The organism is Kitasatospora sp. NPDC056076, assembly GCF_042266305.1.
In the GTDB taxonomy this organism is placed as follows: domain Bacteria; phylum Actinomycetota; class Actinomycetes; order Streptomycetales; family Streptomycetaceae; genus Kitasatospora.
Genome location: NZ_JBHJWG010000013.1, coordinates 26,498 through 41,191 on the forward strand (window position 1 = coordinate 26,498; position 14,694 = coordinate 41,191).

17 protein-coding genes are annotated in these 14,694 nt (G+C 73.3%); 8 read left to right on the plus strand and 9 right to left on the minus strand.

The features are described from left to right. Nucleotides 1-72: 72 nt before the first annotated feature. Both ACFC1T_RS13140 and ACFC1T_RS13145 read right to left on the minus strand, forming a co-directional pair. Nucleotides 73-333 (minus strand): hypothetical protein, encoded by a 261-nt coding sequence (locus ACFC1T_RS13140; protein ID WP_375887431.1) that lies wholly within the window; start codon nucleotides 331-333, stop codon nucleotides 73-75. Then, complete coding sequence (locus ACFC1T_RS13145; protein WP_375887433.1) at nucleotides 333-698, minus strand: ATP-binding protein; 366 nt, start codon at nucleotides 696-698, stop codon at nucleotides 333-335. Before ACFC1T_RS13145 ends, ACFC1T_RS13140 begins: the two co-directional genes overlap by 1 nt. 262 nt (nucleotides 699-960) lie before the next feature. Between ACFC1T_RS13145 and ACFC1T_RS13150 the strand changes: the two genes are divergently transcribed. The 3 genes from ACFC1T_RS13150 (at nucleotide 961) to ACFC1T_RS13160 (ending at nucleotide 3,635) form a co-directional block, all read left to right on the plus strand. Then, nucleotides 961-1,824, plus strand: coding sequence for a helix-turn-helix domain-containing protein (locus ACFC1T_RS13150; protein ID WP_375887436.1), 864 nt, complete (start codon nucleotides 961-963; stop codon nucleotides 1,822-1,824). Further along, on the plus strand, nucleotides 1,817-2,008 hold the full coding sequence (locus tag ACFC1T_RS13155; RefSeq protein ID WP_375887439.1) for a DUF397 domain-containing protein: 192 nt from the start codon (nucleotides 1,817-1,819) through the stop codon (nucleotides 2,006-2,008). The genes ACFC1T_RS13150 and ACFC1T_RS13155 overlap by 8 nt, the downstream gene beginning before the upstream one ends. A 127-nt stretch (nucleotides 2,009-2,135) precedes the next feature. After that, nucleotides 2,136-3,635, plus strand: a complete 1,500-nt coding sequence (locus ACFC1T_RS13160) for an Ig-like domain-containing protein (RefSeq protein WP_375887441.1) — start codon at nucleotides 2,136-2,138, stop codon at nucleotides 3,633-3,635. A 100-nt stretch (nucleotides 3,636-3,735) separates the two neighbouring features. Here the strand turns inward: ACFC1T_RS13160 and ACFC1T_RS13165 are convergent, their stop codons facing one another. Both ACFC1T_RS13165 and ACFC1T_RS13170 read right to left on the minus strand, forming a co-directional pair. Beyond that, complete coding sequence (locus tag ACFC1T_RS13165; protein WP_375887444.1) at nucleotides 3,736-4,866, minus strand: methyltransferase domain-containing protein; 1,131 nt, start codon at nucleotides 4,864-4,866, stop codon at nucleotides 3,736-3,738. Between the two features lie 10 nt (nucleotides 4,867-4,876). After that, a complete protein-coding gene (locus ACFC1T_RS13170; protein WP_375887446.1) occupies nucleotides 4,877-4,999 on the minus strand; it encodes a hypothetical protein in 123 nt (40 codons plus the stop codon). Between the two features lie 245 nt (nucleotides 5,000-5,244). On the opposite strand from ACFC1T_RS13170, the gene ACFC1T_RS13175 reads away from it, so the two are divergent. Further along, nucleotides 5,245-5,916, plus strand: a complete 672-nt coding sequence (locus tag ACFC1T_RS13175) for a GntR family transcriptional regulator (RefSeq protein WP_375887695.1) — start codon at nucleotides 5,245-5,247, stop codon at nucleotides 5,914-5,916. Between the two features lie 45 nt (nucleotides 5,917-5,961). On the opposite strand, the gene ACFC1T_RS13180 is transcribed toward ACFC1T_RS13175, so the two are convergent. Together ACFC1T_RS13180 and ACFC1T_RS13185 are read right to left on the minus strand one after the other, a co-directional pair. After that, nucleotides 5,962-6,336 carry a VOC family protein gene (locus tag ACFC1T_RS13180; RefSeq protein WP_375887449.1) on the minus strand — a complete coding sequence of 125 codons (375 nt, stop codon included), beginning with the start codon at nucleotides 6,334-6,336 and terminating at the stop codon, nucleotides 5,962-5,964. A gap of 7 nt (nucleotides 6,337-6,343) precedes the next feature. Beyond that, nucleotides 6,344-6,946 (minus strand): ABATE domain-containing protein, encoded by a 603-nt coding sequence (locus ACFC1T_RS13185; protein ID WP_375887451.1) that lies wholly within the window; start codon nucleotides 6,944-6,946, stop codon nucleotides 6,344-6,346. An 80-nt stretch (nucleotides 6,947-7,026) separates the two neighbouring features. Between ACFC1T_RS13185 and ACFC1T_RS13190 the strand changes: the two genes are divergently transcribed. After that, complete coding sequence (locus tag ACFC1T_RS13190; RefSeq protein WP_375887453.1) at nucleotides 7,027-7,770, plus strand: MBL fold metallo-hydrolase; 744 nt, start codon at nucleotides 7,027-7,029, stop codon at nucleotides 7,768-7,770. Between the two features lie 15 nt (nucleotides 7,771-7,785). On the opposite strand, the gene ACFC1T_RS13195 is transcribed toward ACFC1T_RS13190, so the two are convergent. From ACFC1T_RS13195 to ACFC1T_RS13205, 3 genes are all read right to left on the minus strand, one after another. Continuing rightward, a complete protein-coding gene (locus ACFC1T_RS13195; RefSeq protein WP_375887455.1) occupies nucleotides 7,786-9,435 on the minus strand; it encodes a protein kinase in 1,650 nt (549 codons plus the stop codon). Between the two features lie 376 nt (nucleotides 9,436-9,811). Beyond that, nucleotides 9,812-10,888: a hypothetical protein gene (locus ACFC1T_RS13200; RefSeq protein WP_375887457.1), complete on the minus strand. Its 1,077-nt coding sequence runs from the start codon at nucleotides 10,886-10,888 to the stop codon at nucleotides 9,812-9,814. Continuing rightward, the gene (locus ACFC1T_RS13205; RefSeq protein WP_375887460.1) at nucleotides 10,885-11,760 is read right to left on the minus strand and encodes an RNA polymerase sigma factor; all 876 of its coding nucleotides are present in this window, start codon (nucleotides 11,758-11,760) and stop codon (nucleotides 10,885-10,887) included. Before ACFC1T_RS13205 ends, ACFC1T_RS13200 begins: the two co-directional genes overlap by 4 nt. A 332-nt stretch (nucleotides 11,761-12,092) precedes the next feature. On the opposite strand from ACFC1T_RS13205, the gene ACFC1T_RS13210 reads away from it, so the two are divergent. The 3 genes from ACFC1T_RS13210 to ACFC1T_RS13220 all read left to right on the plus strand — a co-directional run bounded on the left by ACFC1T_RS13210 (nucleotide 12,093) and on the right by ACFC1T_RS13220 (nucleotide 14,646). Then, nucleotides 12,093-12,815, plus strand: coding sequence for a hypothetical protein (locus ACFC1T_RS13210; RefSeq protein WP_375887463.1), 723 nt, complete (start codon nucleotides 12,093-12,095; stop codon nucleotides 12,813-12,815). Between the two features lie 157 nt (nucleotides 12,816-12,972). Beyond that, the gene (locus tag ACFC1T_RS13215) at nucleotides 12,973-13,731 is read left to right on the plus strand and encodes a VC0807 family protein (RefSeq protein WP_375887465.1); all 759 of its coding nucleotides are present in this window, start codon (nucleotides 12,973-12,975) and stop codon (nucleotides 13,729-13,731) included. Between the two features lie 177 nt (nucleotides 13,732-13,908). Beyond that, nucleotides 13,909-14,646, plus strand: coding sequence for a tyrosine-protein phosphatase (locus ACFC1T_RS13220; RefSeq protein ID WP_375887468.1), 738 nt, complete (start codon nucleotides 13,909-13,911; stop codon nucleotides 14,644-14,646). Nucleotides 14,647-14,694 lie beyond the last annotated feature (48 nt).

The following is a 14,694-nucleotide window of genomic DNA, read 5'->3' on the forward strand; positions in this document are numbered from 1 at the left end:
GGAGAACGGTGACGACCCCCAGGGCGACGGTCGCGAGCGCGAGTGCGAGGAGGACGGCGAAGGCCGCGGCGATCAGGAATCGCACGGGGCGCCCCACTGTCGTTCGGCTTCGAGGAGGAGGGACAGGAGGTTCAGCAGCGTCGACGCTGGCGCCGTGTTGAAGCAGACCAGGACGCGCCCGTCGAGGGTCCGGTCGGTGTCGACGGAGGGGAAGAGCAGGCCGAACTTACGTCCGCGCTGGAGGAGTTCGGCGAGGAGCGTACGGATGTGCTCGTCGGTGCAGGCCCGGACCCGGGGATCGGTCGGCAGCAGCGGGCGGCGGGGGAGGGACATCAGGCGGCGCCCAGGTCGCACTCGAACCAGATGACCTTGCCGCGTTCCTGCGGGTCGACGCCCCACCGGTGGGTGAGACCGGCGACCAGCTGGAGGCCCCGGCCGGACTCGGCGAGGAGGTTGAGGGGCTGCGGGACGGGAAGCTGCGGGCTCTCGTCGGCGACGGAGACCCGGAGGGTGTTGTGGAGGAAGAGGATCTCGGTGACCGGCGCGGGGGTGCCACCGTGCAGCCAGGCGTTCGCGAGGAGCTCACCGAGGGCGAGTTCGGCCTCGAAGGTGGCGGAGGGGTGCCAGCCCGCGCGGACCATCGCGTTGCGGAGGGACTGGCGGGAGAGGGCGAGGGAGGGCGTGTTGAGGTGACGCATGGGAGAACTCCCGGGCGTGTGCGGGGTGGAGAACCGGCGGATACGTCGCCGTGAACCAGGCCGTGCAGATGGGCACGGCTGCTCTGCGGTGCGACGGATATGCGTTACTGACGATCCGTCGGATCGATGTGAGATCGACCATAGCTCACATGAGTATCCAAATTTCCACCCTTTCTGGAAGTTACCCCTAACGTGGTAACTGGTGGACCACCCTGCGACGAGCGCGGCACACTGGGCCGGACCGCACCTACGGAAGGAACCCATGCCTCCACGCTCCAATCCGACACTCCGCCAACGCAGGCTTGGCACCGAGCTGAGGAGGATGCGCGAACAGGCTGGATTCGGTAGCTCTGAGCTCGGCCGGACTGTCGGCATGAGTCCAGCCCAGGTCACGCAGATGGAATCGGGACGGATCGGCATCAGTGTCGACCGCTTGCACACCATCGCCGCCGCCTGCGCATGTGCCAATCGCCCTCTGATCGATGCGCTCGCCGGAATAGTCACTGAGCGAGGAAAAGGCTGGTGGGAGGAGTACCGCGAAGTCCTGACAGCTGACTTCCTCGAAGTCGCAGAGATCGAGAACTACGCAACGACGCTCTCAACCTGCACCACTGCCTACATCCCCGGTTTGCTACAGACCGGCGCCTACGCTTCTGCGGTCTTCACAAGGGTCTATCCACCGCTGCCGCGCCCGGACATCGACGTCCGAACGGCCTTCCGAGTGCAGCGTCAGCAGATCGTTCGCTCAGGCAGGACACCACTCCAAGCGTTCATCCACGAGGCCGCGCTGCGCATGCAGTTCGGAGGCCCCAAGGTGCTCCTGGACCAGCTGGACGCGCTGATCGACGATTCGGTGCGACCCGGAATCTCGATCCGAGTAGTGCCCTTCGCCGTCGCGACCTTCCCAGGCGCCTCCGAGAACCTCACATTCGCTACCGGGCCAGTCCCCGAGCTGGACACCGTCCAGACGGACCTCGCCCACGGCGTCATGTTCTTCGACGCTCCGGCCGACCTGGCCAAGCATCGGGCCATCTTCGAGCGCATGGACGCCCTTGCGCTCTCCGATGAACGATCGCGGGACCTCATCCAATCAGTGAAGAAAGAAGTGGAAGACAGCTATGCCTGAGTCGAAGTGGCAGAAGTCCAGCTACAGCGGCGCGACCAACGAATGCGTGGAGGTCCGCGCCGCTGACGGGCTGGTCGAGCTCCGCGAGTCCGACGAAGGCGAAACCATCCTCCGCACCAACCTCGCAGCCTTCACCGCCCTCCTCGACGGCCTCAAGGCCGGCGAGTTCGACCACCACTCCTAACCCGCATCGCCGTACACAAACGAATCCGCCCTCAGGCCGTCACGGACCGAGTGGATCTTCCGTTGGCAGGTGGCCAGGTGCCCGGGGAAGCCTCCCCGGGCACTCCCCTGTTCCGAGGAAGAGGCGCATGTCCACTCCCACCCGCCGCGCGCGTACCGCGACGGCCCTTCTCTGCTCCGCCGTCGTCGGCGTCGGCGCCGCCGCTGTTCCGGCCCAGGCCAGCACGGCCAACGTCCTGACCATGAACGGCTCGTCCGTCTCCGGCGCGGCCTACAACGGCACCCAGCCCCAGAGCTTCTCCATCGTCGGGCAGGCCGACGGCTCCTGGGGCATCCGCAGCTTCTACCAGGGCAACGACTCCGTCCTGACCATGAACGGCTCCACCGTCACCGGCGCGACCTACCGGGGCACCCAGCCGCAGAGTTTCCGGATCACCAAGCAGGCCGACGGCTCCTTCGGCATCCGCAGCTTCTACCAGGGCGACAAGTCCGTCCTGACCATGAACGGCTCCACCGTCACCGGCGCGGCCTACAACGGCACCCAGTCCCAGAGCTTCGAGCTGGTCCAACAGGCCGACGGCTCCTGGGGCTTCCGGGCCTTCTACCCCGACCACAGCTACCCCCAGGAACCTCAGGCCCGGGACGACGCCGCGGCCACGAGCAAGGGTCGGGCCGTCGACGTCGACGTCCTGGCGAACGACTCCGGCACCGGCACCACCCAGCCGCTCGGCCTGACGATCACCGGTGTCTCCAAGCCGTCCAGCGGCACGGCCGCGGTCTCCAACGGCAAGGTCCGCTACTCCCCCGCCGCCGGCTTCACCGGCTGCGACACCTTCACCTACACGATCCGGGACAAGTTCGGCCAGCAGTCCACCGCGACCGTGCGGGTGGCGGTCGCCGACGTCAACGACGCCGTCGCGCAACCGATCAGCGGCACCGCCCTGACGGTGTCCGGCGTGCTCATCACCGGCTCGGCGTACCAGGACGGCAACGCGGCCCAGAAGTTCACCCTGGCCCCCCGTGCCGACGGCTCCACGGAGATCCGTAACCCCGCCTCCGGCCTGGTCGCGACCACCACCCTCAACGGCCTCACCGTCGGCGCCAGCCCCTCCCTCGGCCTCGCCTCGCAGCGCTTCTCCCTCACCCCGCAGAACGACGGCTCCACCGGCATCCGCAACGCCGCCACGGGCGACGCCGTCACCGTCGACAGCTCCAACGGCGCCGTCACCACCAGCGCCTACAACGGCACCCAGCCCCAGAGCCTCCAGCTGGTCGACCTGGGTGACGGCACCTATGCCGTCCTCACCTACTACGGCAGCACCCGCGTCCCGCAGACGCCGGTCGCCCGCACCGCCGCCGGGGCCGCCGTCCAGGGCACCGCGACGACCGTCGACGTCCTCGCCGTCGACAGCAACACCGGCCGCACCGACGGCCGGGGCCTGACCCTCACCGGCGTCTCCACCCCGGCCAACGGCACCGCCGCAGTCGTCGACGGCAAGGTCCGGTACACCCCCGCCGCCGACTTCACCGGCTGCGACACCTTCACCTACACCATCCGCGACGGCCTGGGCCGCACCGCGACCGGCACCGTCAACGTCGCCGTCGCCGCCCGCCCCTCCTCGGGCTGACCGGACCGCTTGACCGCGGAGTGGGAAGTCGGCCCCGCCGACTTCCTGCGCCCGGCCACCCACCCTCCCTGGTCCCTCGCAATCTTGCGAGGGACCAGGGTCACACCACGGCGTTGTCGGGGTCGTCCAGCCAGACGGACTGCGCACCGTCCGGGGCGATGGTCACGCCGAACCGGCAAAGGTCCGGCTTGCCCTCCGCCAGCCACCACAGCCGGGCGCCGGTGACCTCGTCCCACAGCCGGCGCGGCCCGGACTGGCAGACGGCGTCCCCGGCGTCCCATCCGGCGTAGCGGGCGGACGCCCACGAACCCGCGCCGTCCGAGAGGTGCATGCGGTAGGTGCCGCTGGGGTCTGAGTCGTCCCACACGTGTCGATACCGGACGCCCGGCACCCGCAGGCCGATGGCGAACGCCGCGTGAACGTCCTCCTCCGCGAGACCGGGGTCCATCGGGGACGGGCCCCGGCACTCCGGCGGGCTCTCCGGGCCGGTCACGGCGTGGGGCCGCTGCGACCGCATCCACATGAAGCTGACGTTGCCGACGAAGCGGCCGTGCGACGGCTCGCCCGGCCCGCCGACGAGCAGGCGCAGCAGTCCGGCGTTGGCGTACGGGGTGCCCCACGGGGTCACGATCACGCCGCCGGGCCGCGTCTGCTCGATCCAGGCGGACGGCACCAGTCGGACGGCCGCCGTCGAATGGATGCGGTCGTAGGGAGCCCCCTGGAGCCACCCGGCCAGCCCGTCACCGACCACGCACTCGGGCGTGAATCCGGCGGCCCGCAGCCTCGCCGCCGCCTCGGCGGCCACGCTCGGGTCCACCTCGATCGTCGTCACGTGCCCGTCGCCGAGCCGGGCCGAGAGCAGGGCGCTCGTCCAACCGGTTCCGGTGCCGATGTCGAGCACGTCGTGCCCGTCGCCCACGTCCAGGTGGCGGAGCATGTCCGCGACCAGGGACGGCATGGACGCCGATGACGTCGCGACCCCGGGTCCGTCGTCATCCCCGTCGTCCACCTGTGTGACGACCACATCGTCGGCATCGACCACGGCCCACCAACCATCGGGGTCATCGGACCGGGTGATCCGCCGACAGCCCGTCGGGGCGTCGTCGTCCGGGACCCACACGGTGCCCGGAACGAACGCAGAGCGCGGGGCGCGCTCGAACGCGCCCCGCCACTGCTCGCCCAGCACGCCGGCCTCGGTCAGGTCGGCCAGCAACTGTGCGTACTGATCCATTGGTTGGCACTCACTTCTTCTTCTCGCCCGGGTCGGCCGGCGGAACCTTCTTGGTCCACTGGCCGTCGGACTCCCGCTTGGACTGCTTCTTGTCCCCGGACTCGCCGCCCTTGCCGTCTCCGCGCTTTCCCATGTTCGACTTCCTCTCGACCACTTGGTGTCCGGCCCGTTCGGTGTTCCGGATCCCACCGAGCCTCGGCCATCCGACGGACCGTCAGTGAACTAGTCCAGCATGGGGAGTGGCCTAGGTCGGCCGCTACGGTTACGAGTGAACCAGTCTGCCCATACGGGGGATCGCCCACCGAGCGGAAGCGAGCGCACATGCCGAGCAAGACGCCGAAGACATGGTCCGTGATCGCCGATCACTACCGCCAGTGAATCCTCTCCGGGGAACTCGAGCCGGGCTCGAAGCTGCCCAGCAACAAGGAGATCAGCGGCCGCTGGAACGTCGCCGTGGCCACCGTGAGTCGGGCGCTCCAGCACCTCCAGGTGGAGGGCTACCTCCGCACCTCGCCGCGTGGCACGTTCGTCGCGGACGACCCCAGGGTGACCGCCAGCAGCCGGGGCCGGCTCGCCCGGGTGCAGCGGGTGCGGTCCAGCCTGATGGAGGGCGAGACCAGCCGTGTGACGGCTGCCGAACTCGTCACACCTCCGCTCTACGTGGCGGATCTCTTCGACCTGGAGCACGGCGCGCAGCTGGTGCGCCGCGAATACATCACCGGGCGCGGCAAGTCACGGACCCTCTTCGCAGTGTCCTGGTACCCCGCGCACTTCGCCGCGCTCGTGCCCGACCTTCTCAGCACGGCGCCGGGGCGGAACGACGGGATCACTGCGCGGGTCCTCGAAGCAACAGGGCGAACCGTCACAGCGGCGCGCGACGACATGCACGCGCGGGCGGCCGACCAGCGGGAGGCGGCCGGGCTGGCGGTGGCGGTCGGGAGTCCGATCCTGGCTCTCGTCCACCGGTGGTCGGACGACGACGGGTTGATCGAGTACACGGAGTCGTGCCTGCCCGCCCAGTTCACCATCGGGTACGAGTACACGCCGTAGGGGATGACCCACAGGGTTGTCCACAGGCTGTGGACAACCCTGTGGTCAACCGTGGGCGGTGTCGATGACGCAGAAGCGGTTGCCCTCGGGATCGGCGAGGACGACGAAGTCCGGGTCGTCGGGGTAGAGGTCCCAGTCGACCTCCTGGGCGCCGAGGGCGATCAGGCGGCGGACCTCGGCGGCCTGGGCGGCGGCGCCGTCCGCGTAGAGGTCGAGGTGGACGCGGGGGTAAACCTGGACGGGGGACTCGGAGATCCCCAGGGCGAGTTGGACGCCGGTGCCGCCGTCGGCGGGGAGCAGCACCGTCCAGTCGTCCTCGACCAGGCCGTCCCTCGGGACGTAATCGAGCGCGGCCGTCCAGAAGGCGACCGCGCGGGGCATGTCGGCGACACCGAGGACGAGGGATCCGATCGTCAGCACCGCGCCATTATGACGCGGCCTCAGCCTTGCTCCGGCGCGCGTAGGCCCGGGCCGCGCGGACGCGGTCGCCGCAGCGGGTCGAGCACCAGTGGCGGGCGGCGTGGGTGCGGACCAGGAAGCGGATGCAGGGGCTCGCGGCGCAGGCGGCGAGGCGGTCGGCGTCCGGGCCGGTGAGCAGGTCCGCCGCGTCGGCGGCGATGACGGCCATGGCGTGCACGGCGACCTGGTCGGCCGGGTGGGCCGGCGCGCGGTACGGGCCGTCCGGCTCGTCCCAGCGCAGCAGGGCGGCGGCGGAGGTGGCGGTGAGCGCGGCGTTGAGCGCGTCCACGGCCTCGGCCGGCGGCACCGCGCCGTCGACCCGGGCGGCGAGCAACACCCTCAGTCGGGACCGGAGTTCGCGCAGCCGTCCGGTGCAGTACTCGTAGACCTCCGCCCCCTCGGGGGCGAGGCCCCGTTCGACCAGCCAGCGGGTGGCGTCGGCGGGGGTGGCCAGGAGGTCGAGGCGGCCGGTGGTGAGCGCGAGGTCGCTGTTGGCGAAGTCGAGGGCGACGTGCTGCTCCGAACCCGGTGCGGGCGGCGGGGCGGTGAGGGTGGCATTCACGGTTCTCATGGTAAACCTTGCGCTCTTCCGTGATGGAGAGTTAGGTTTCATCACGTCAAACGATGACTTTCTCCGTGAGGTGAACCAGTATGTCGAACATCCGCGTCTTCGGCGGCCCGACCGCCCTCATCGAATTCGGCGGCCTCCGCTTCCTCACCGACCCGACCTTCGACGAGCCCGGCGACTACCCGCGCGGCGGCGGCCGCGCCCTCACCAAGACCGCTCCCTCCCCCATCACCCCCGCCGACCTCGGCCCGGTCGACGCCGTCCTGCTCTCCCATGACGAGCACCCGGACAACCTGGACACCTCGGGCCGCGCCCTGCTGCCGACCGTCCCGCTCGTCCTCACCACCACCAGCGGCGCCGAGCGGCTCGGCGGCACCGCGCGCGGGCTCGCCCCCTGGGAGTCCGTGGAACTGGCCCGCCCGGACGGCGGCAGCGTCACCGTCACCGCCGCCCCCGCGCTGCACGGGCCCGAAGGCGCCGAGGCGGTGCTCGGCCAGGTGATCGGGTTCGTGCTGACCGCGCCCGACCTGCCGAGCGTCTACGTCAGCGGCGACAACGCCTCGCTGCCGCTGGTCGAGGAGATCGCCGAGCGGTTCGGCCCGGTGGACACCGCCGTCCTGTTCGCCGGCGCCGCCCGCCCCGGCCCCTTCGACGGCGCGCTGCTCACCCTGGACAGCGCCCAGGCCGCCGAGGCCGCCGCCCTGCTGGGCGCGCGGCGCGTGGTACCGGCGCACTTCGACAGCTGGGCGCACTTCACCGAGGGCCGTACGGCGCTGGAGGCGGCCTTCGCGGCGGCCGGGCTGAGCGACCGGCTGCAGTTCGCCTGACCGGGGCGGAGTGCCTCAGTCGTCCTGGAAGTTGCCCGCCGACGTGTGGAGGGTCGCGTACAGCGCGGACAGGCGGGCGTTCCAGTTGGCGTAGGTGGGGCCGTCGATGGCGTGCTTCTTGCCCAGGTCCTTGATCGTCTTCTGGGCGGCCCGGAGCTCCTGGGCGGCGTCGTCGGGGTTGCCCTCGTTCAGCCGGGAGGCGGTCTCGTCGAGGATCTGCAGCAGCTCCGTCTGCTTGTCGCGCTCCTTGCCGACCTGCGCCTGCGCCACGGCCTGCCGGAAGGACTGGAGTTGGAGCTCCGCGGGCTGGTTGCGCGGGACGGACTGGGTGGGCACGGGGGCGGTCGGCGTGGCGGCCGGGGTGGTGGGGGCGGCGGCAGCGGAGGTCGGGGCCGTCGTCGCAGTGGTGGCCACGGACTTGGTCGCCGCCGGGGGCTTGGCGGCGGCGTTGCCGGCCGGCTCGTCGGCGGCGGTCAGTACCACGGCGATGACCCCGGCGAGGCCGGCTATGCCCAGCGCTCCGAGGACCAGGGGCTTGTTGCGCCGGCTCACCGTGGGGGCGGGCATGGGGAGCCGTCCGGCCGGGTGCGCCGCGGGCGGCATCGCCGGGAGCGGCGCCATCACCGAGGTCGCGGCCGGGACGGGGTGGTGCGGGACGCCGTGCGGGATCTGGGGCGGGAGCAGGGTGGTGTGCTGCTGGTTCGGGTGCACCGGCGCCATCGGCCCCATCGGTGCCATCGGTGCCATCGACCCCATCGGCGGCATCGCCCCCGTCGGCCCCACCGGCGGCAGCAGCTGCGTGGGAGCGGCGGTCGCGAGCAGCTCCGCGGTCGGATCGCCGACGGCCAGGCCCGGTACGGTGCCGAGGAGTTCGGCCCGCGCCGCGGCCGCGTCGGCCGGGCGGTGGGCCGGGTCCTTGGCCAGCAGGCGCAGCGCCACCGCGTCCAAGGCCGGCGGCAGGCCCGGGCGGCGCGCGGACGGGGGCAGGGGCTGCTCGCTGACGTGCTTGAAGGCGATCGCCACCGGGGTCTCGGCGGTGAACGGCGTCGCGCCGGTGAGCATCTCGGTCAGCACGCAGCCGACCGCGTACAGGTCGGTGCGGCCGTCCAGGGCGGAGGCGGTGGCCTGCTCGGGCGAGAGGTAGGCGGCCGTACCGAGCACGCTCGCGGTCTGGGTCAGGTTGCTGGACGAACCGGCCCGGGCGATGCCGAAGTCCACCACCTTCACGCCGCCGTCGTCGGTGATCATGATGTTGCCGGGCTTGATGTCCCGGTGCACCAGGCCCGCCGCGTGCGCGACCGACAGCGCCTCGCAGACCGCCGCCGCGATGCCGACCGCGCGCTCCACCGGCAACTGCGGCTGCTGGACCAGGACGGCGGCGAGCGAACGGCCGTTCACCAGCTCCATGACGATGAACGGGGTGCCCTCGTCCACGCCCGAGTCGAAGACCATCACGATCCTCGGGTGCACCAGCATCGCGGCGTGCTGCGCCTCGCGGCTGAAACGCTCGGCGAAACGGGGGTCGTCGGCGAGGCCGCCGTTGAGGACCTTGACGGCCACCTGGCGGCCCAGGACCCGGTCGACGCCGCGCCAGACCGTGGCCATGCCTCCGACGCCGAGTATCTCGACGAGTTCGTAACGCCCGTTCAGCGCGCGTCCGATCACCTGGGACTCCCCTCACGTGCGGCCTCCGGGGTCCCGAGCGGCCTCGTGCACCTGTGCACGATAGCCGCCCCGGGCCCGGGACCTGAGGGGGTGGCGGCCGGGGGACCGGGCAGCGGTCCCCCGACCGCCGGTCGAGGGGTGCGGCCCGCCCTGACTGCGGGAGGGCGGGCCGCACGTTCCGGACCGGCCGGGCCGGCGGCGCGTCCGGGGTGAGCGCCTGCCGAGCCGGCCGGGGCCGACCGGATGGACGGTGGGCACGGGGGAGCCGACCGGCCACCCGGGGTCTTCGGGTGGTTGTGCGTACTGCGGGTGGTGCGATCCGGATGGGCGGCGAGCCCGGGGGGAGTCGCTCGCCGCCCATCCGGAGTTCTGGGGGTCATCTCCGGGCGGACTGCTCGTCCTCGGAGGGGCCGGTCCTGCCCGGACGGGTGTCCGGCAGGGTGGGGAGGTTCGACGGGGTCGGGATCGCGTTGCCCTTGCCGGGCTTGGCCTTGCCGTCGCCGTTGCCGTTGGTGTCCTCGTTGCCGTTGGTGTTGCCGTTGGTGTTCCCGGTGCCAGTACCGGTACCGGTCCCGTTCCCGTTGCCCTTGCCGGGCTTGGCCTTGCCGTCGCCGTCGCCGTTGCCCTTCCCGGCGCCGGAGGGGCTCGGCTGCGGGCCGGTGCCCTGGTGGTCCCCGTCCTCCTGGCCGGGGGCGCCCTCGCAGTAGTCCTGGACCTCGTCCGCTCCGCCGGCCGCCGCGACCAGCGGGGCGAACAGCGGGTCGCCGGCCAGCTTCCCGGGGCGTTCGCCCTTGCCCGTACGGTCCGCGAAGCGCTGGCAGAGCGGGACCAGGGCGGCGGGCGGGGCGGGGTGCCCGGGGTGCTCGCCGGCCGTGGGGCCGTCGGGCGAGCCGGGGTCGGACGGGACGGTGCGGTGCGGGTCCGCGGGGGCGCCGATGGACGGCCGGGTGGGTCCGCCCGGGGAGGCCGAGCCGGAGCCGGAGCCGGTTCCCGTTCCGGTGGAGGTGCCGTGCGGGGAGCCGGACGGGCCGCCCGGGGCGGCGACCGCGTGCTCGGGTTCGGACGGGCCGCCGCCCAGGGCGGACGGCAGGTTGCCGGTGCCGGCGGCGACCGCGACCCCGCACAGCGCGGTGGCGCCGAGCACGGCGGCAGCGGCCTTCGTGCTGAAGGCCCTGGCCAGCGCGGCGGTTGCCATGGATCGTCTCCGGACGGGTGTCACTACGGGGTCGGGCGTGAGACTCGCCTGCCGGAACGCGGCCAGGGCGGCCTCCTCCCCGGCCAGTTCGGCGGCCGTCGCCGGGGCGGCGGCCGCGGCCAGCACCCGGGCGAGCTGCCCGGGACCGTCCGGTCCGGTGAGCGAGGCGTCCTGCCCGGCCGACGGGCCGCCCACGGCACCGCCGAGCAGGTGCTCGGCGGCATCACGGTCGATCCGACGGGATCGGTTGGTGCTCATCTCATGTCCTTCAGCGTCGCGGCCCGGCGTTCTGTCACACCCTGCGGAGAAGTTTTTTCCGTGGGTTCCACGGCAGGTCGCCCCGCGGACTCCCGCGCCCGGGCCGGCGACCGTTCCCCGGCGGCCGCTTCGGCCCGGCGGGCAGCCGGCTCGGCCCGGCGGGCGCCCGGTTCGGCCCGGCGGGCGGCCGGGATCCCGGCCCCGGAGGCGAACGGCTGGTCCAGCAGCTTGGCCAGTCGGCGCAACCCCCGGTGGGCGGCCATCCGGACGCTGCCGGCCCGCTTGCCGAGCACCCGGGCCGCGCTCTCGGCGTCCAGTTCCATGACCACTCTCAGCAGCACCGCCTCGGCCTGGTCGCGCGGCAGCCGGGAGATCAGGGCCAGCGCGTCGGCGGTGCCGACGGTGGCGAGGGCGGTGCGGGCGGTGTCGTCCCCGGCGGCCAGTTCGGCCAGGTACTCGTACGGCAGGTCGGCGACCGGGCGGCGGCGCCGGGCGCGCAGGTGGTCCATCGCCCGGTTGCGGGCGACGGTGGCGGCCCAGCCGCGGAAGCCGTCGCCGTCGCCGGAGAAGCCGCGCAGGTCGCGGGCGATCTGGAGCCAGGCCTCGGAGGCGATGTCCTCGGCGTCCTGGACGTCCTCGGGCCGCCCGCCGACGAGCACCCTCAGGTAGCGCAGCAGGCCCGGCTGGACGGTCCGGAACAGCAGCCGGAACGCCTCTTCGTCCCCCTCCTGTGCGGCGCGGACCGCCTCGGTCAGGTCGGTGGGAGCGGGGCCCCCGCCCGGTGGTGGGCCGACGGAGGGTACTGGTCCGGACCGGCCGAGGGGGCTGCCGGTGCCCGCTCCGGGCTGTTCTGCACTCTGCACCCGCCACATGATGCGCCATCCGGGCCAACGGGTCGGCTCCGGTCGAAGGACCGGGCCGGACGGGGCCAAGGTCCCGTGGACGGCTGCCGTTCGCCCGCAGCCCCGGGACACCGCCCCTGCCTACCTTGTCGGTAGGCGAATCGATCCGGGCGCCGACCGCGCCCCGGACGCCGGGCCCGCCGACGCGCCCGACCCTCGCCGTGACCCCGCGCCGTGACCCCGCGACCCCGCCGCGCCCGTTCTTACGACGCCCGCCCGAACCCGTTCGGGCGGGCGCTTCCGGGCTGTCCCCGGCCGGAGCGGGGCCGGGACGACCGCACGACCAGCAGGGAAAGACCGCGATGACGACTGCCCACGAGCTCCACACGACGGGACTGCGCGAACACCTCGCGCCCGCCCTGCGCGCCCTGGGCCTCACCGGTCGGCAGCGGGCCTTCGTCCTGCCGGACGACACGCACCGGCTGCTGGTCGAGCTGGTCGAGCGGCCCGCCGCCGACCGGGTCGCCTTCACCTTCGGGCTCCGCGTGGTCCGTCGGGCCGGTGGCGGGGGCAGTGGCGGCGCCGACGGGGCGGGCACCGACGGGACCGACGGGGAGCGGCCGGGCCCGGACGCCGGGGGCGGCGTCGAGGTCTGGCGGGCCCGGATCGGCGAGGTGCTGCCGGTCGGCGAGGACGTCTGGTGGGAGGTGCTGCCCGGGCCGCGCTGGCGGCTGCCGCTGGACGACGCCGTCGCCGCCGTCCGCGACTACGGCCTGCCGGAGCTGCGGCGCCGGGCCGCGGCGGACCTCTCCCCCAGCGCCGGGCCGTACCTCTCCCCCGCCGAGCTGGAGGACGTCAACGCCGCGCTGCTGACCGCCTCGGTGGCCCGGGTGCAGCGTGCCGAGCTGGCCGACGGGGCGCTGGTGCTGACCGGCGCCTGGACCCGGGGCGACGGGGTCGCCCGGACGGTGCTGGCCGGAGCGGCGCAGGGCTTCCTGTCCGCCGGGGACGAACGGTTCGGCACGGTGCGGTGCCTGGACACGCTCGGCCGGGAGCTGTGGGCCTTCGGCCCGACGCACCCCTAGAACGGCGCAGGTCAACGAGGGTGTCACGGGCCGCACCGTGACAGCTGTCATGCGGATCAGGCAACGGACGGCACTGCTCTGACGGAGGGTCGGACGGCGAAGCTGGAGGCACGACGCGGGCAGCGGCCCGCGGCCACCAGCCGGGGAGGAACCCACCATGAGCAGCCAGACCGTCAGCGCCGCCGGCACCGTTCCCGCCACCACCGCCAACACCGCCGCCACCTCCCCCGCCCCCGCGGACGGGGCCGCCGCCCCGGCGCCGAACCCGGTGGCCTCGGGGCTCGGTCCGCTGGTCCTCGACGTGGCCGCCCCGCTGGCGGGGTACTACCTGCTGCACTCGGTCTGCGGTCTCAGCGAGTTCGCCGCGCTGGCCTGGAGCAGCGTCTTCCCGGCCGGCCGGACCGTCCTCGGCCTGCTGCGCGAGCGTCAGGTCAACCTGTGGGCCGCGCTGATGCTGGCGGTCAACCTGGCGGGCCTGGCGCTCACCTTCGTCACCGGCGACGCCCGGATGATGATCGCCAAGGACGGTGGGCTGAGCGGCACCGTGGCGCTGGCGATCCTGGTCTCCGCGGCGGTCGGCAAGCCGGTGATGACCCCGGTGCTGATGCCCTTCCTCACCAAGGGGAAGCAGGACCGCACCGCCGCCTGGCAGCGGCTGGTCGAGGGCCGGGCGGCGGGCTCGCGGGCCTTCCGCCGCCACGAGCGGGTGTTCGCCGGCATCTGGGGCACCGCGCTGCTGGCCGAGTGCGCGGCCCGGGTGGTCGGCGCCTTCACCCTGCCGGTGTCGACCATGGCCTGGCTGTCCACCGTGTTCCTGATCGGCGCGATCGCGGCCGGTTCGCTGTTCGGCCGGATCGCGGTCGACCCGATCGAGAAGCTGGTCGCCGCCGAGACCGGGACCCCGACCGCGGCCTGAGCCCCCGTCGGTGCGCAGCCGGGCACGCAGTCGGAACGCAGCCGGCACACCGTCGGTACGCCGTACGAACTGCCGGTGCCGAGGGTTCGAACGATCAGGAACCAATGGGATCTCCCGGGAGTCCATATAACGAGGGGATAACGGGATCCCCCGAGACGACCGACCGGGGAGCCCCACATGCGGACCGACGCACTGACCACCACCGAGGACCGCACCCTCGTCTGGGACGGCTGCCTGAACGTCCGTGACCTGGGCGGACTCCCCACCGCCTCCGGCCGCCCGACCGCCCGCGGCGCGATAGTCCGGGCGGACAACCTGGACCGGCTGACCCGCGAGGGCTGGGACGCCCTCCTCGACCACGGCGTCCGCACCGTGGTCGACCTGCGCAACGCCGAGGAGTACAAGCCGCTCCTCCCGCTGCCCGACGGCGTCGAGCTGGTCCGCGTCCCGCTGGACGAACTGGCCGGTCCCGCCTGGTGGGCGGCCCACGGCCGACTGGACGGCACCCCGCTGGCCTTCCGCCCCTACCTGGAGCACTGCCCGCACGCCGCCGCCGCGCTGGTCGCCGCGATCGCCGACGCCCGCCCCGGCGGCCTGGTGGTGCACTGCGGCGCCGGGCGCGACCGCACCGGCCTGGCCGCCCTGCTGCTGCTCGCCCTGGCCGGGGTCGACCGGGCCGCGATCGCCGAGGACTACCTGCTGAGCGGCCCCAACGTCCGCCCGCTGTACGGGATGCTCGGCCTGCCGGACCCGTACCGCCGGATCGACGCCGCGCTGGCCGAGGCCGGGACCACCGCCGAGGCCGCCCTGGCCGCCGCGCTCGACGGGCTGGACCCGGCGGGATACCTGCTCGCGGCCGGGGTCACGCCCGCCCAGGTCGCCGCCGTCCGGGGCCGACTGCTGCCCGCCGCGTAGGAGTCGCGGAGTTCGACGGGGGGCGAGCACAAGCTACCCGACGGTAAG

Coding starts and splice junctions, on each gene's coding strand:
- ACFC1T_RS13140 (WP_375887431.1), bottom strand. CDS start 333: ATGTCCCTCCCCCGCCGCCCGCTGCTGCCGACCGATCCCCGGGTCCGG.
- ACFC1T_RS13145 (WP_375887433.1), bottom strand. CDS start 698: ATGCGTCACCTCAACACGCCCTCCCTCGCCCTCTCCCGCCAGTCCCTC.
- ACFC1T_RS13150 (WP_375887436.1), top strand. CDS start 961: ATGCCTCCACGCTCCAATCCGACACTCCGCCAACGCAGGCTTGGCACC.
- ACFC1T_RS13155 (WP_375887439.1), top strand. CDS start 1,817: ATGCCTGAGTCGAAGTGGCAGAAGTCCAGCTACAGCGGCGCGACCAAC.
- ACFC1T_RS13160 (WP_375887441.1), top strand. CDS start 2,136: ATGTCCACTCCCACCCGCCGCGCGCGTACCGCGACGGCCCTTCTCTGC.
- ACFC1T_RS13165 (WP_375887444.1), bottom strand. CDS start 4,866: ATGGATCAGTACGCACAGTTGCTGGCCGACCTGACCGAGGCCGGCGTG.
- ACFC1T_RS13170 (WP_375887446.1), bottom strand. CDS start 4,999: ATGGGAAAGCGCGGAGACGGCAAGGGCGGCGAGTCCGGGGACAAGAAG.
- ACFC1T_RS13185 (WP_375887451.1), bottom strand. CDS start 6,946: ATGAGAACCGTGAATGCCACCCTCACCGCCCCGCCGCCCGCACCGGGT.
- ACFC1T_RS13190 (WP_375887453.1), top strand. CDS start 7,027: ATGTCGAACATCCGCGTCTTCGGCGGCCCGACCGCCCTCATCGAATTC.
- ACFC1T_RS13200 (WP_375887457.1), bottom strand. CDS start 10,888: ATGAGCACCAACCGATCCCGTCGGATCGACCGTGATGCCGCCGAGCAC.
- ACFC1T_RS13205 (WP_375887460.1), bottom strand. CDS start 11,760: ATGTGGCGGGTGCAGAGTGCAGAACAGCCCGGAGCGGGCACCGGCAGC.
- ACFC1T_RS13210 (WP_375887463.1), top strand. CDS start 12,093: ATGACGACTGCCCACGAGCTCCACACGACGGGACTGCGCGAACACCTC.
- ACFC1T_RS13215 (WP_375887465.1), top strand. CDS start 12,973: ATGAGCAGCCAGACCGTCAGCGCCGCCGGCACCGTTCCCGCCACCACC.
- ACFC1T_RS13220 (WP_375887468.1), top strand. CDS start 13,909: ATGCGGACCGACGCACTGACCACCACCGAGGACCGCACCCTCGTCTGG.